The organism is Escherichia sp. MOD1-EC5433 (assembly GCF_002966005.1).
GTDB classification, from domain to species: Bacteria; Pseudomonadota; Gammaproteobacteria; order Enterobacterales; family Enterobacteriaceae; genus Escherichia; species Escherichia ruysiae.
Genome location: NZ_PTRL01000003.1, coordinates 437,144 through 450,913 on the forward strand (window position 1 = coordinate 437,144; position 13,770 = coordinate 450,913).

At 52.6% G+C, this 13,770-nt stretch carries 15 protein-coding genes; 6 read left to right on the forward strand and 9 right to left on the reverse strand.

Translation table 11 applies throughout. The annotated features are described in order from the left end of the window. Positions 1–18 precede the first annotated feature (18 nt). The 8 genes from preA to C3D30_RS09030 all read right to left on the reverse strand — a co-directional run bounded on the left by preA (position 19) and on the right by C3D30_RS09030 (position 7,040). Positions 19–1,254 (reverse strand): NAD-dependent dihydropyrimidine dehydrogenase subunit PreA, encoded by a 1,236-nt coding sequence (preA, locus tag C3D30_RS08995; RefSeq protein WP_105286768.1) that lies wholly within the window; start codon positions 1,252–1,254, stop codon positions 19–21. After that, complete coding sequence (locus C3D30_RS09000; protein ID WP_105286790.1) at positions 1,248–2,486, reverse strand: NAD(P)-dependent oxidoreductase; 1,239 nt, start codon at positions 2,484–2,486, stop codon at positions 1,248–1,250. Before C3D30_RS09000 ends, preA begins: the two co-directional genes overlap by 7 nt. A gap of 263 nt (positions 2,487–2,749) precedes the next feature. Then, positions 2,750–2,989 carry a DUF2542 family protein gene (locus tag C3D30_RS09005; RefSeq protein ID WP_000383083.1) on the reverse strand — a complete coding sequence of 80 codons (240 nt, stop codon included), beginning with the start codon at positions 2,987–2,989 and terminating at the stop codon, positions 2,750–2,752. 2 nt (positions 2,990–2,991) lie between these two features. Further along, positions 2,992–3,711, reverse strand: coding sequence for an outer membrane permeability protein SanA (gene sanA, locus C3D30_RS09010; RefSeq protein ID WP_000920075.1), 720 nt, complete (start codon positions 3,709–3,711; stop codon positions 2,992–2,994). A gap of 184 nt (positions 3,712–3,895) precedes the next feature. Then, the gene (gene cdd / locus C3D30_RS09015; protein WP_105286769.1) at positions 3,896–4,780 is read right to left on the reverse strand and encodes a cytidine deaminase; all 885 of its coding nucleotides are present in this window, start codon (positions 4,778–4,780) and stop codon (positions 3,896–3,898) included. Between the two features lie 130 nt (positions 4,781–4,910). After that, on the reverse strand, positions 4,911–5,606 hold the full coding sequence (locus C3D30_RS09020) for a CidB/LrgB family autolysis modulator (protein ID WP_000968208.1): 696 nt from the start codon (positions 5,604–5,606) through the stop codon (positions 4,911–4,913). Beyond that, positions 5,603–6,001, reverse strand: coding sequence for a CidA/LrgA family protein (locus tag C3D30_RS09025; protein WP_001516704.1), 399 nt, complete (start codon positions 5,999–6,001; stop codon positions 5,603–5,605). Before C3D30_RS09025 ends, C3D30_RS09020 begins: the two co-directional genes overlap by 4 nt. A gap of 130 nt (positions 6,002–6,131) precedes the next feature. Next, positions 6,132–7,040 carry a LysR substrate-binding domain-containing protein gene (locus tag C3D30_RS09030; RefSeq protein WP_016158617.1) on the reverse strand — a complete coding sequence of 303 codons (909 nt, stop codon included), beginning with the start codon at positions 7,038–7,040 and terminating at the stop codon, positions 6,132–6,134. A 126-nt stretch (positions 7,041–7,166) separates the two neighbouring features. Here C3D30_RS09030 and mhbT point away from each other — a divergent pair, with 126 nt between their 5' ends. From mhbT to dusC, 6 genes are all read left to right on the forward strand, one after another. Continuing rightward, positions 7,167–8,525, forward strand: a complete 1,359-nt coding sequence (mhbT, locus tag C3D30_RS09035; RefSeq protein WP_105286770.1) for a 3-hydroxybenzoate transporter MhbT — start codon at positions 7,167–7,169, stop codon at positions 8,523–8,525. A gap of 11 nt (positions 8,526–8,536) precedes the next feature. After that, positions 8,537–9,565 (forward strand): gentisate 1,2-dioxygenase, encoded by a 1,029-nt coding sequence (gene gtdA / locus C3D30_RS09040; protein ID WP_105286771.1) that lies wholly within the window; start codon positions 8,537–8,539, stop codon positions 9,563–9,565. A gap of 15 nt (positions 9,566–9,580) precedes the next feature. Then, positions 9,581–10,282: a fumarylacetoacetate hydrolase family protein gene (locus tag C3D30_RS09045; protein ID WP_105284989.1), complete on the forward strand. Its 702-nt coding sequence runs from the start codon at positions 9,581–9,583 to the stop codon at positions 10,280–10,282. 8 nt (positions 10,283–10,290) lie between these two features. Continuing rightward, positions 10,291–10,935 (forward strand): maleylacetoacetate isomerase, encoded by a 645-nt coding sequence (gene maiA, locus C3D30_RS09050; RefSeq protein ID WP_105286772.1) that lies wholly within the window; start codon positions 10,291–10,293, stop codon positions 10,933–10,935. Positions 10,936–10,949: 14 nt separating this feature from the next. Continuing rightward, on the forward strand, positions 10,950–12,143 hold the full coding sequence (locus tag C3D30_RS09055; RefSeq protein ID WP_016158613.1) for a 3-hydroxybenzoate 6-monooxygenase: 1,194 nt from the start codon (positions 10,950–10,952) through the stop codon (positions 12,141–12,143). 61 nt (positions 12,144–12,204) lie between these two features. Continuing rightward, positions 12,205–13,155 (forward strand): tRNA dihydrouridine(16) synthase DusC, encoded by a 951-nt coding sequence (gene dusC, locus C3D30_RS09060; protein ID WP_105286773.1) that lies wholly within the window; start codon positions 12,205–12,207, stop codon positions 13,153–13,155. 384 nt (positions 13,156–13,539) lie between these two features. Here dusC and yohP read toward each other — a convergent pair whose 3' ends face one another. Continuing rightward, on the reverse strand, positions 13,540–13,623 hold the full coding sequence (gene yohP, locus C3D30_RS20725) for a small membrane protein YohP (protein WP_000691708.1): 84 nt from the start codon (positions 13,621–13,623) through the stop codon (positions 13,540–13,542). Positions 13,624–13,770: the final 147 nt, after the last annotated feature.

Genomic DNA, 13,770 nt, shown 5'->3' on the forward strand with positions numbered 1-13,770 from the left:
CCGGATGCGACGCTGGTTCTACAACGTTACCGGGTGTTCTTTTTCTCCTTTCTTAAACTTCACTTCCCCGAGATCAATACACCCCACCGGACAGACATGACCGCAAAGCAGACAACCGACGCACTTCTCGGTATTACAGTGCGGCGTGCGCGATTTCTCATCCCATTCCATCGCCTGATGCCCACCGTCGTAGCAGGAAATATAACAGCGCCCACAGCCGACACATTTATCAAGATTAATATGGGGATAGACGATATAACTGCGGTCTAAATCTTCCGCCGGGACAATATTATGATTCGCCAGGCCAACCATCTCCTGCAATGAATCAAACCCCTGATCGGCAAGATAATGCGACAACCCGCTCGTCATATCTTCCACAATGCGATAACCGTATTGCATGATGCCAGTGGTCACCTGCAACGTCGCCGCGCCGAGTAATAAAAACTCCGCTGCATCTTCCCAGGTCTCAATACCACCGATACCGCTAATCGGGAAATCACGCAGTTCCGGATGGGTACGCATTTGCTGAATAAAGCGCAGGGCGATTGGTTTCACCGCTTTACCGGAATAACCGGAAATACTCGATTTACCGTTGACGATCGGCATACCAATTTTCTGATTCAGATCGATATTGGTGATGGATTTGACGGTGTTAATCGCCGCAATGCCATCTGCGCCGCCACGCTTCGCCGCCAGCGCCACTTCGCACATATCACCGATATTCGGCGTCATCTTCGCCAGCATTGGCAGCGTGGAACCACGTTTCACTGCCCGACAATATTTTTCTACCAGCTCCGGGCTTTGCCCGACATCGCTACCCATCGCATGAGAAGTCATTTGCGGACAGGAGAAGTTACACTCGATCATATCCGCGCCAGCTTCTTGTACCAGGCGCGCCAGATCCTCCCATTGTTGCTCATTTTCCCCCATGATCGAGGCGATCAGCACCTTGTCAGGGTAATCTTCTTTCAACCGACGCAGAGCGGCCAGATTTTCCTCCAGGGGATGTTCGGCAATCTGCTCCATGTTTTTGAAGCCAATAAAACCGGTATCTTCTTTCACCAGATGATCAAAACGAGGCGAAACTTCGTTAGCGATAAAAAAGCCGATCGTTTTGAACACCACGCCGCCCCAGCCGGTGTCGTAGGCTTTGGCGCACATCTCGTAGCAGTTGCCGACCGGCGAAGAAGAGAGGCAGAACGGGTTGGGAAACTTCACGCCGCAAAAGGTAATAGAAAGATCTTTCGTTAACATGAGCAAGCTCCCTCTAAATAGTGATGAATCGCCCCGGCGGCTTCTTTCCCGGTCTTGACGGCATAAACCACGGTTTTGTCACCCTCAACAATATCGCCAGCGGCAAACAGTTGTGGGTCGCGAGTCTGGTAATTTTTCGTTTCGATGATGTTGCGCTTCGGCTCCAGCGCCGCAAAAGCGGTAAGTTCGGCATGTTGACCGACGGCGAGAATAATTTTGTCCGCTGCCATTGTCAGTTCGCCCGGCAAACGAACATGTTTAAAGGTAACTTTATTGCCCTCTACCGCCACTGGCGTAAAGCCATCAATAATCGATACCCCCAATTTCTGGGCGCTGGTGAACTCTTTCTTGCTTGCCGGAAATTCATCTAACTCTTCGCGCGCTACACAGGTCACCGCCTGGCAGCCGAGAACTTTCAGCGTGCTGGCAACGTCCATCGCGACATCGCCGCCGCCAATAATTAATGCGCTTTGCGGGATGCTGATATCGCCTTGTGCCTGACGCGCGCGTTGCAGGAAATCGACGGCGATCTCAACGTCGCTATGCTCAAACAGCGGCAGCCGAGAACCGCTCGATAACCCCACGGTGACCAGCACTGCGCGGTTTTCTGCTTTCAGTTGTTCCAGCGAAAGCGTTTTGCCAATTTCACAGTTGCACTTAATGGCTACACCCATTTTTTCGATGCGAGCGATTTCTGCTTCCAGCACCGACTGCGGTAAACGAAATTGCGGAATACCGTTACACAACCAGCCACCGGGCTGCGCTTCTTTTTCATAAATTGTGACGTCGTAGCCCAGATTGGTCAGCGTCACGCTGGCTTGTAATCCGGCAGGACCAGCACCAATAATCGCGACTTTACCGCGCGTCTTGCTGCCTGGTTGATAAATTTCCATTCCAGTTTGTTGTTCAAAATCAGTAACAAAACGTTGTAAGCGACCAATATCAATGGGGTCATCGACACCCGCACGGGTACAACCGCTCTGGCATAATTTTTCCGTAGGGCACACTCTGGCGCAAACGGCACCGAGCGCATTATTTTCGCGAATTGTCTCGGCAGCACCTTTAAAATTACGAAAATAGATTGAGCGAATAAATTTCCCCGGATCGGTTTGCGCCGGGCAAGCCTGGCTGCAGGGCGCGTCGTAACATAATAAACAGCGGGAGGCTTCTTTAATCGCCAGTAAAGGCGTAAAAGCCGGAGTGAGTTCATCCAGATAATTTTGTTGCGGCATGTGATCTTCCTTAATGCTATGGGTAATTAAGGCGAACGCCTGTTTTACCCGCAATACTTCAAGTGGCATGTGCTGCGACATCGCACCTTTCTGCAACTCAAATTATTTTGGGTAAATATAACGTACTAATATTAAGGCTAAGCGTGTGGGGGAATTTAAACTGTGAAAAGATTCACAAATAGCTGCGGTTCAGAATGTTATATCCGCAGCCTGAGGGTGAACTAATAATTATTCTCAATAATTAGCAAGAGGAAGAAATAATATTATCGGTAAAAAATAAGATAAATAATCATGCCGATGGATAAAAGTCCGAAGCCGCTATATGCCACTATATAAGCGAAGAAGAGTCCGGGATTTTTGTCACGCCAGACATACACTGGTTCCAGGGAATTTTTAACCCGTTTATCAATTGCGCCAGCACGCCAGCCTTTCCAGGCTTCGCGAAAACAAAATACAGGGATCAGGAAAAAAACGGCAATGACAAAAAACTGCTGAACATCCATAACTACTTTCCTTGTTTCTTTTCTAATTCAAGTAATTGTTCGGGGGTAACGGCCGGATACCCCTGCGCATCTTCCGGCACCTGGTGCATTGCCGGAATAGGAACCAGCGGACCTAAAAAGCGTGGCTCACGTTTAAAGATATAAAGATCAGCCAGAGCGCCGAAACGAGCGGCAAATTCACGAATACGTACCGACCACATATCTTTGGGTGATGGTACGGCATAACACTGCGCCTGAATACCCATATGCAGAGCGATAAATAATGCCCGCTCACAGTGGAAACGCTGAGTGATAATAATGAAGTCGTTAGTATCGAACACTTTGCGCGTGCGTACGATAGAGTCGAGGGTTCGAAAACCTGCGTAGTCGAGAACAATATCAGCCGGATCGACACCAGCGGCAATTAAATCTTTGCGCATGGTCATCGGTTCGTTATAACTCTGCAACGCGTTATCGCCGCTAAGTAATAGATAATTCACCTTACCGCTGTTATAGGCATTTATTGCGCCCTGAATACGGTAGCGGTAATACTGATTAATCACCCCGGTGCGATAATACTTCGCGGTGCCAAGTACCACGCCGACCTGGCGGTAGGGGAGATCCTGTAACTCGTCGTAGATATAAGGCGCAGTTTTCCAGCTCATCCAGCGATCGAGGCCGAGCACAGTCAACAGCAGCAAGCCGATCAGGACTAACAGGCTGTAAAACACGCGCTTTAACATGCAGAAAACTCGATCTTGGGGAATTTCAATCAGGCTACTTTACCTGCGGGCTTTGCGCAAGAAACGGCAAACTGTTTGCCGGGATTTTCGACACCAGGATAAGTTGGCAAGCCTGATGCGACGCTTATCAGTGTGCCAGACCTGTAGGCCGGACAAGGCGTTCACGCCGCATCCGGCACCAGGCTTAAGCGAGAAGAACGCGGTCGATATTGTTGCAGCCGAGAGCTTTAAGCGTTGCGGAGGTTGCATCCCACTGAATCAACGGCGCATCGGCTTTTTCTGCCAGAATCGCGCGCTGAATATCCGGGTAGTCATAACCCTTGAGATTCAACAGAATTAACGCTCCTTGTAATGGCGGCAGAGTCGGGTTAAACGCCGCGTTTTCAGCGTAGCTACCGCTGAAAATACGACCGTCTTTACATTCCAGCGCCACGCCGCTTGGGGAGTTGCTGTAAGGCATGTGTGAACGGTTTGCCGCTGCAATTGCCGCCCGAGAAAGCGCATCGCCGGTCAGTGCAAAGCCGTGATCCTGCTCGTCCATCAGCAGCGTTTTAATCTCCAGATCTTTCGGTCCAAAAGCATCCGGCAGATAGTCACGCAGCGCGTGCGCTTCGCGACCCGGTAGATGAATACGCAGATCCAGACCGCTATTCAGTTCATTCATAAACTGACGGCAGTGACCGCAAGGCGTGTAGTTAACGGTGATAGCGGCGAGTGCTTTCTCACCGCTCAACCAGGCGTGGCTGATAGCACTTTGTTCAGCATGAACGGTTTGCTGCATTGTCGCGCCAATAAATTCCATATTGGCACCAAAATACCAGGTTCCACTCACGCCGCGCGCAATAGCGCCAACATTAAAATTCGACAATGGCGTGCGGGCACAGGCCGCCGCCAGCGGCAGCAGTGCGAAAGCCAGCGCGTCTTCGTCCAGCCCCGTTGCGCTCTTCAGCGAAGAGACCTGCTCTTTGGTCAACAACGCGGGAAAATACTTGTCTGCCAGAATGGGTTCCAGTGCAGATTGCAAGTTATCCGCAAGTTGGGCAAAAGCAGTTTGAAAACGTGGATGCATGGCGTTGCCTCATAATCATGTAATGGGATAACAGTTTACGAACCCGTTATGCCTTTATATGTGATCTGAATCTCATTAATTATGCAACGCGTGAAACTTACATCAAAAATGCGCGACGCATCGCAAAATTTTAGCCCATTACAGCCAGAATTATCGGGAAAAGGAACGGTGCGATCAGCGAGGTAATAATCCCGCACAGCACCAGTGCCAGCGAACTAAATGCGCCTTCCTGATAATCCAGCTCGGCACAGCGTGCCGTACCGAGGGCGTGTGAGGCCGTCCCCATCGCCAGACCGCGCGCCGCTTTGGTGCGAATACGCATCGCATTAAGCAATGTATGACCAAACACCGCGCCCAGAATACCGACGAAAATGACGCAAACTGCGCTAATTGCAGGGATACCGCCAATACTGCCGCCAACCGCCATCGCAATTGGCGTAGTCACCGATTTCGGCAGGATTGACGCGGCGATTTCCGGTGAAGCGCCCATCAGCAATGCCACGGACGTGCCTGTCACCATCGCGACCACGCTGCCGATAAAGCAAATGGTGATGATCGACTTCCAGCGCGCGCGGATCTGATGCAGCTGTTCATATAAAGGATAGGCCAGCGCCACCACCGCCGGTTGCAGCAGATCGTTTAAAACCTCACTCCCTTTAAAATAGCTGTCGTAAGAGATACCGGTCAGCATTAAAAAAGGAATGATCACCACCATTGCCACCAGCAACGGGTTGAGCAATGGAAATTTATACCGGGCTGCCAGTTTGCGGGCGGCAAAAAAGACAATCAATGTCAGCGGTAACGACCACCAGATATTCGCCATCATTTCTCTGATCCTTTCTGACCTATGACTTTACGTTCACCGTGTACCAGGTGCGAACTCCAGCTCACCACCAGAAAAACCACCAGCGTACTAATGGCACAGGAAACCACTACCGGGCCAAACTGTGCGCGTAGCAAATCAAAATATTGCATAACGCCTACGCCAATCGGCACAAACAATAGCGCCATATAGCGAATCAGTACGTAGCACCCCGGATTAACCCACTTCGCCGGAAGAATTTGCAAGGCCAGCAGGACAAAGAGGATCAGCATCCCGATGATGCTGCCCGGAATGGTTACCGGTAGCAGGGAAGCAATGAAAATGCCTGCATACAGGCAGGCATAAATAAGGACAAAAGCGCGTAAATATTGCCAGATAATGTTCAGTGTCTTACTCATGATCAACACCCCAGATGAGATGGATTCATCATACAATTAATCTGTAAAACGTGCTACCGATCACATCATGAAATCTGAGCATAGTTGAATTACAGGAGACGGAGATCGGGCAAGCGCCCAATTCAGAGGTCTAATTCTGGTTCAAAAAGTGCAGAAACCGACTTAGCGCACGGGAGGGCGTTTCGTTATTACGCCAGAACACGCCGACGCTGCCTTTCTGTTCTATCTTCGGCAGATTCAGGATCACCAGTTGCCCCTGACTGGCATAGCGTTGCGCCAGACGTAAAGAGAGTATAGAAATCATGTCGCTGCTTTGTAGCAGGTTGGTGCTGACGTTCATTGACGCCGATTCAATGGTGTTTTCTGGCAGCATCACGCCATGTTCTACCAGCGCATTATCAATACTGAGACGAATAGGTGTCCCGGTCGGCCAGACTATCCAGCGCCAGTTAGCCAGATCATTCCAGCCAAGAGCGGCATATTTCGCCAGTGGATGGTTCGGGCGAGCGACAAAGCACACAGGCTCGGTGTAGAGCACCTGATAATTCAGCGGCAGTTGCAGCGCACGACCACCAATACGACCAACCACTACATCCACAGAACCTGCCAGCAGGTCTTGCAGTAATGGCGTCATCACCTTCTCTTCGATATTCAGGTGCAGCGTCGGCATCTCTTGTAGCAAATGCAAAATCGCCTGGGATACGCAGTCAGTGGCGACAGGAGAACAACCTATTTTCAGACTGCCGACCAGTCCGCCTTGTTTAAAGCGCGCCAGTTCATGCTGCGATCGCTCCATGTCGTTGATTAACCGTTGAGCATGTTGCAGTAACAATTTGCCGCCTTCGGTTGGACGTAGCCCTTTGCTGTGCCGCTCAAAGAGTGTGAGGCCGATCTCATCTTCGAGTTGTGACAGCCATTTCGACAGCGCAGGCTGGGTGATATTCATCATCCGCGCTACATGGGTCAGATTGCCTTGTTCGCCCAGCGCCACCAGCATTTGCAGGTGATGAAGTTTTAATTTCTGCGCCCAGTTTGCCATTTGCCATAACCTCCAGGTTATCTCTCTGCCGAAAATGCCATTGTACATTTCATCTCTTTAATCACAATATCGCAACATATACAAAACAATAGAAACATCTACCTTACCTGCACTGAGGCATTCACTATGACTCAACGACGTGATTTACAAGCACTGATCGATGCCGCTCCGGTCGGCAAGATGCAGTGGCGCGTTATCATCTGCTGTTTTCTGGTGGTAATGCTCGATGGTTTTGACACGGCGGCTATCGGCTTTATCGCTCCCGATATTCGTACTCACTGGCAACTCTCCGCAGGCGATCTCGCGCCGCTGTTTGGTGCGGGTCTGTTGGGATTAACCGCAGGCGCACTGCTTTGCGGCCCGTTGTCCGATCGCTTTGGGCGCAAACGGGTCATTGAGTTGTGCGTCTTTTTATTTGGTGCGCTAAGTCTTGCCTCTGCTTTTTCACCAGATCTGCAAACACTGGTAATCCTGCGCTTTCTCACCGGGTTAGGGCTTGGCGGCGCAATGCCGAATACCATCACCATGACGTCGGAATATCTGCCAGCTCGTCGTCGCGGCGCGCTGGTAACGCTGATGTTTTGCGGTTTCACGCTGGGGTCAGCCTTTGGCGGGATTGTCAGCGCACAACTGGTGCCGGTGATTGGCTGGCACGGCATTCTGGTGCTGGGAGGCGTATTACCGCTGATTTTATTTGTCGCGCTGCTGGTGGTTTTGCCGGAATCGCCTCGCTGGCAGGTGCGCCGCCAGTTACCGCAGGCGGTAATTGCAAAAACCGTGAGTGCCATGACTCACGAGCGTTATGTCGATACCCACTTTTATCTCAATGAACCAGCAGCTATTGCCAAAGGCAGCATTCGCCAGTTGTTTGCCGGGCGTCAGTTAACCATCACGTTGATGCTGTGGGTCGTTTTCTTTATGAGCTTGCTGATCATTTACCTGCTCTCAAGCTGGATGCCGACGCTGCTTAACCATCGTGGTATCGACCTGCAACATGCGTCCTGGGTCACCGCCGCATTCCAGATTGGCGGCACGTTGGGCGCGCTGGCGCTGGGCGTACTGATGGATAAATTCAATCCTTTCCGCGTGTTGGCTGTGAGCTATGCCATAGGCGTTGTATGCATCGTGATGATTGGCCTAAGCCAGGACGGATTATGGCTGATGGCACTGGCTGTCTTTGGCACTGGCATTGGCATCAGCGGATCGCAAGTGGGGCTGAACGCGCTGACCGCCACGCTCTACCCAACGCAAAGCCGCGCCACGGGCGTGAGCTGGTCAAACGCCGTCGGCCGCTGCGGTGCGATTGTCGGTTCGCTTTCTGGCGGCGTGATGATGGCGATGAATTTCTCTTTCGACACTCTGTTTTTCATTATCGCTGTGCCTGCGGCGATCAGTGCGGTGATGTTAACGCTGCTGATTACCGTCGTTCGCCAGTCGACCTCTGTCCCTGACTCACTGCCTCGCGCAGGCGTTGTGAACGAATAAGGAGCATCTCAATGACTGATAACAATCAAAATAGCCGCGAGCAATTTTATCAGCATATTTCCGGGCAAAACCTGACCCCGCTGTGGGAGTCGTTGCACCATCTGGTGCCGAAAACGCCCAACGCTAATTGTGCGCCAGCGTACTGGAATTATCAGGAGATCCGCCCGTTGTTGCTGGAGAGCGGCAGCCTGATTGGCGCGAAAGAGGCGGTGCGTCGCGTACTGGTGCTGGAAAACCCGGCGCTGCGCGGTCAGTCCTCCATTACCGCCACCTTGTATGCCGGTTTGCAACTGATCATGCCAGGCGAAGTGGCACCAAGCCATCGTCATAACCAGTCGGCGCTGCGTTTTATTGTTGAAGGTAAAGGCGCATTTACCGCCGTTGATGGCGAACGCACGCCAATGAATGAGGGCGATTTTATCCTGACCCCGCAGTGGCGCTGGCACGATCACGGTAATCCTGGCGACGAACCGGTTATCTGGCTCGATGGACTGGATCTGCCATTAGTGAACACTCTGGGCTGCGGTTTTGCCGAAGATTATCCGGAAGAGCAACAACCGGTAACGCGCAAAGAGGGGGATTACCTGCCGCGTTATGCCGCCAATATGTTGCCGCTGCGCCATCAGACGGGGAACTCTTCGCCGATCTTTAACTATCGTTATGACCGCAGCCGCGAAGTGCTGCACGATTTAACCCGCCTGGGCGATGCCGATGAGTGGGATGGCTACAAAATGCGCTACGTCAACCCGGTCACCGGCGGGTATCCGATGCCGTCGATGGGCACTTTCCTGCAACTGTTGCCGAAAGGGTTCGCCTCCCGCGTGGCGCGTACTACTGACAGCACCATCTACCACGTGGTGGAGGGCGGCGGGCAGGTCACTATCGGCAATGAAACCTTCACCTTTAGTGCAAAAGATATCTTCGTGGTGCCGACCTGGCACGGCGTGTCGTTCCAGACCACGCAAGATACCGTTTTATTTAGTTTTTCGGACAGACCGGTACAAGAAGCCCTGGGGCTGTTCCGCGAAGCGCGTTATTAATTTGGGAGAGAAAAAATGACTCAATACGTATTCGAACCGCAAGCGCCCGTTACCGTACCGGTTGTTGGCAGTGATGAACAATTCCCCGTGCGCCGCGTTTACTGCGTCGGGCGTAACTATGCTGCCCACGCCCGCGAAATGGGCTTCGATCCGGATCGTGAACCGCCATTCTTCTTCTGCAAACCAGCGGATGCCGTTGTTCCGGTTGCCGCTGGCGAAATGCTGGCGCTGCCGTATCCGGCGCAGACCGATAACTACCATTATGAAATTGAGCTGGTAGTGGCAATTGGTAAAAAGGGCAGCGATATCCCGCTGGAAAACGCCCATGAATATGTCTGGGGTTATGCCACGGGGCTTGATATGACTCGTCGCGATCGTCAAATGGAGATGCGCCAGATGGGGCGTCCGTGGGAAATTGGTAAAGCGTTTGATCTCTCTGCGCCCATCGCGCCGCTGCACAAAGCCAGCGAAACCGGCGGTATTGATAACGCGCCAATCTGGTTACAGGTTAACGGCGAAGATCATCAGCGCAGCGATATTCGTCATCTCATCTGGTCAGTGAATGAAACCATCAGCTACCTGTCCGGCTTCTTTGAACTGCAACCGGGCGATCTGATCTTCACCGGCACGCCGGAAGGTGTTGGCCCGGTGGTGAAAGGTGATGTGATCACGGGCAACGTTGAGGGTTTAACCCCTATCGCGGTGAAGATTGTCTGAGGTGCAAGATGAAGCTGTACAGTTTTTTTAATAGTTCAGCGTCGTACCGGGTACGCATTGCGCTGGCTCTGAAGAGCATTGATTACCAGACCGAAGGGGTGAATATCCGTATTGGTCAGCAAAACGAACTGGCCTACCGGCGGATGAATCCGGTCGGGCTGGTGCCGACGCTGCTGACCGATGATGGCGAGTCACTCGGTCAATCGCTGGCGATAATTGACTGGCTGGATCGTCATTACCCGCAAGTTCCGCTGTTACCGCAGGAAGAACCGGCTCGCAACAAGGTGCTGGAAATTGTCTATGCCATCGCTTGCGACATTCATCCTCTGAATAACCTGCGCGTGCTGCGCTACCTGACCGAAGAACTGAACGTCAGTGAAGAAGAGAAAAAACGCTGGTATGCGCACTGGATCCAGCAAGGGTTAAGCGCGGTGGAACAACTGCTGCGCCAGAGCCAGTCGGGACAATTTTGCGTGGGCGAGACGCCGACGCTGGCAGACTGCTGCCTTGTCCCACAATGGGCAAATGCGTTACGCATGAACTGCGACCTGAATGCATATCCGCGCTGTAAAGCAGTGTACGACGCCTGCACGCAGCTGCCAGCGTTCATCGCTGCCGCACCGGAAAATCAACAAGATAAAATTTCAGCCTGACCAGGAGAACCATAATGACGAAAGTGACACGCGCAGTAATTGTGGGAGGCGGGATCGGCGGTGCGGCAACTGCGCTGTCACTGGCCCGCCAGGGGATCAAAGTGGTGCTGCTGGAAAAGGCGCATGAGATTGGTGAGATTGGCGCGGGCATCCAGCTGGGGCCGAACGCGTTTTCGGCGCTGGACAGCCTTGGCGTCGGCGAAATTGCCCGTCAGCGCGCGGTGTTTACCGATCACATCACTATGATGGACGCGGTAAACGCCGAAGAAGTGGTGCGCATTGATACCGGTCAGGCCTTTCGTGACCATTTCGGCGGCCCTTATGCGGTGATCCACCGCGTTGATATTCATGCCTCGGTGTGGGAAGCGGTACTGACCCACCCGGACGTCGAATATCACACCTCTACTAACGTCGTGGATATTCGCGAGACGCCGGACGATGTTACCGTTTTCGACGATCGCGGCAATAGCTGGAGCGGCGATATTCTGATTGGCTGTGATGGCGTGAAGTCAGTGGTGCGTCAGAGCTTATTAGGCGATGTGCCGCGCGTTACCGGGCATGTGGTCTACCGTGCGGTTATCGATTGTGCCGATATGCCGGAAGATTTGCGTATTAACGCGCCGGTACTGTGGGCGGGGCCGCACTGTCACCTGGTGCATTACCCTTTGCGCGGCGGCAAGCAGTATAACCTGGTGGTAACATTCCACAGTCGCCAGCAGGAAGAGTGGGGCGTGAAGGATGGCAGTAAAGAGGAAGTGCTTTCCTATTTTGAAGGCATTCATCCACGCCCGCGCCAGATGCTGGATAAACCGACCTCATGGCGACGCTGGTCAACTGCCGATCGCGAACCGGTGGCGAAGTGGGGAACGAAGCGCATAACGCTGGTGGGCGATGCGGCGCATCCGGTGGCGCAATATATGGCGCAGGGTGCCTGTATGGCACTGGAAGACGCGGTAACGCTCGGTAAGGCGCTGGCAGAATGTGACGGCGATGCGGCACAAGCCTTTGCGCTGTATGAGTCGGTACGTATTCCACGCACCGCGCGTATCGTCTGGTCGACACGTGAAATGGGGCGGGTATACCACGCTGCGGGGGTAGAACGGCAGGTGCGTAATCTGCTGTGGAAAGGGAAATCGCAGGCAGAGTTTTATCGTGGTATGGAGTGGCTGTACGGCTGGAAAGAAGATAACTGTCTGCAACCACGCTGAGCACTTTAATCCGCTGACCGGAGGCGCTACCATAGCGCCTCATTTTTTTGCGGGTGATGATATGCGTGTACTACTGGCGCCGATGGAGGGTGTGCTTGACTCTCTGGTGCGTGAATTGTTGACCGAAGTTAACGACTACGATCTGTGCATCACCGAATTTGTCCGCGTGGTCGATCAACTGCTGCCGGTAAAAGTCTTTCATCGCATTTGCCCTGAACTACAAAATGCCAGTCGAACGCCATCCGGTACGCTGGTGCGGGTACAACTGCTGGGGCAGTTCCCACAGTGGCTGGCGGAAAATGCTGCTCGTGCGGTGGAGTTAGGTTCCTGGGGCGTGGATCTCAATTGCGGCTGCCCATCGAAAACGGTTAACGGCAGCGGCGGTGGGGCGACGTTACTCAAAGATCCTGAACTCATCTACCAGGGTGCAAAAGCGATGCGCGAAGCTGTACCGGCGCATTTACCCGTCAGTGTGAAAGTGCGGCTTGGCTGGGACAGCGGCGAGAAGAAGTTTGAAATTGCCGATGCTGTTCAACAGGCCGGAGCCACGGAACTGGTGGTGCATGGGCGGACAAAAGAGCAGGGCTACCGTGCGGAGCATATTGACTGGCAGGCGATTGGCGAGATTCGCCAGCGGTTGAATATTCCGGTGATTGCCAACGGTGAAATCTGGGACTGGCAGAGTGCGCAACAATGTATGGCGATCAGCGGCTGCGACGCGGTGATGATTGGGCGCGGGGCGCTGAATATTCCCAACCTGAGCCGGGTGGTTAAATATAACGAACCGCGAATGCCGTGGCCGGAGGTCGTTGCTTTGCTGCAAAAATATACCCGTCTGGAAAAGCAGGGCGATACCGGGCTATATCACGTCGCGCGGATTAAACAGTGGTTGAGTTATTTGCGTAAAGAATACGATGAAGCAACGGAATTATTTCAGCATGTTCGGGTGTTGAATAATTCCACAGATATTGCAAGGGCTATTCAGGCAATTGATATAGATAAGCTGCGATAATAGTGGAATCGCAGCATATTAGAGACAATAAATCGCTTATTCAGCTTCATCATTTTGTTGCGCTCCTTTCATGTGCTAAGCCATATATCGCAACTGGCGCAAGGAGCGCGCAGGGGGCGGCCAATCGCCGCCGCCCCCTGCACCCCCGGGCTCTGGCGAACAAAATCGCCGCTGCGCGGTGCCCTCGGCTTATCCCTTACGGCTACCGGGTCGGGCGCGAGGTAACATCCCTGTAAGACGCGCCCTCAGCCCACATCCATGTGGGCTGCCCCGGCCTCCAGGGAACGCCTCGGCGATTTTGACGCCACCAACACCGGAGCGGTTTGTAAATCAAGTGCACAAAACATCTAATAACTAACCGTCATATCTGGTTTATCTGATATTTTAAAATATCATCTTAAATACGCCAGTCACCACCAGTAGCCCAATCAGGAAAATAATCAATACTGCCCAGAGTATAATTTTCATTGGCGTTCCTTTATTTGTGAGTGCTGAATAAGTATAGGTAAAAATGAAACCCTTTGCCGTTATCCATAAACGATTAAGATAAATCAGATGATATCATTCACTTACCGTATATTTTTCTGAATATGTCGTTTTATTGCTGCTGATGTA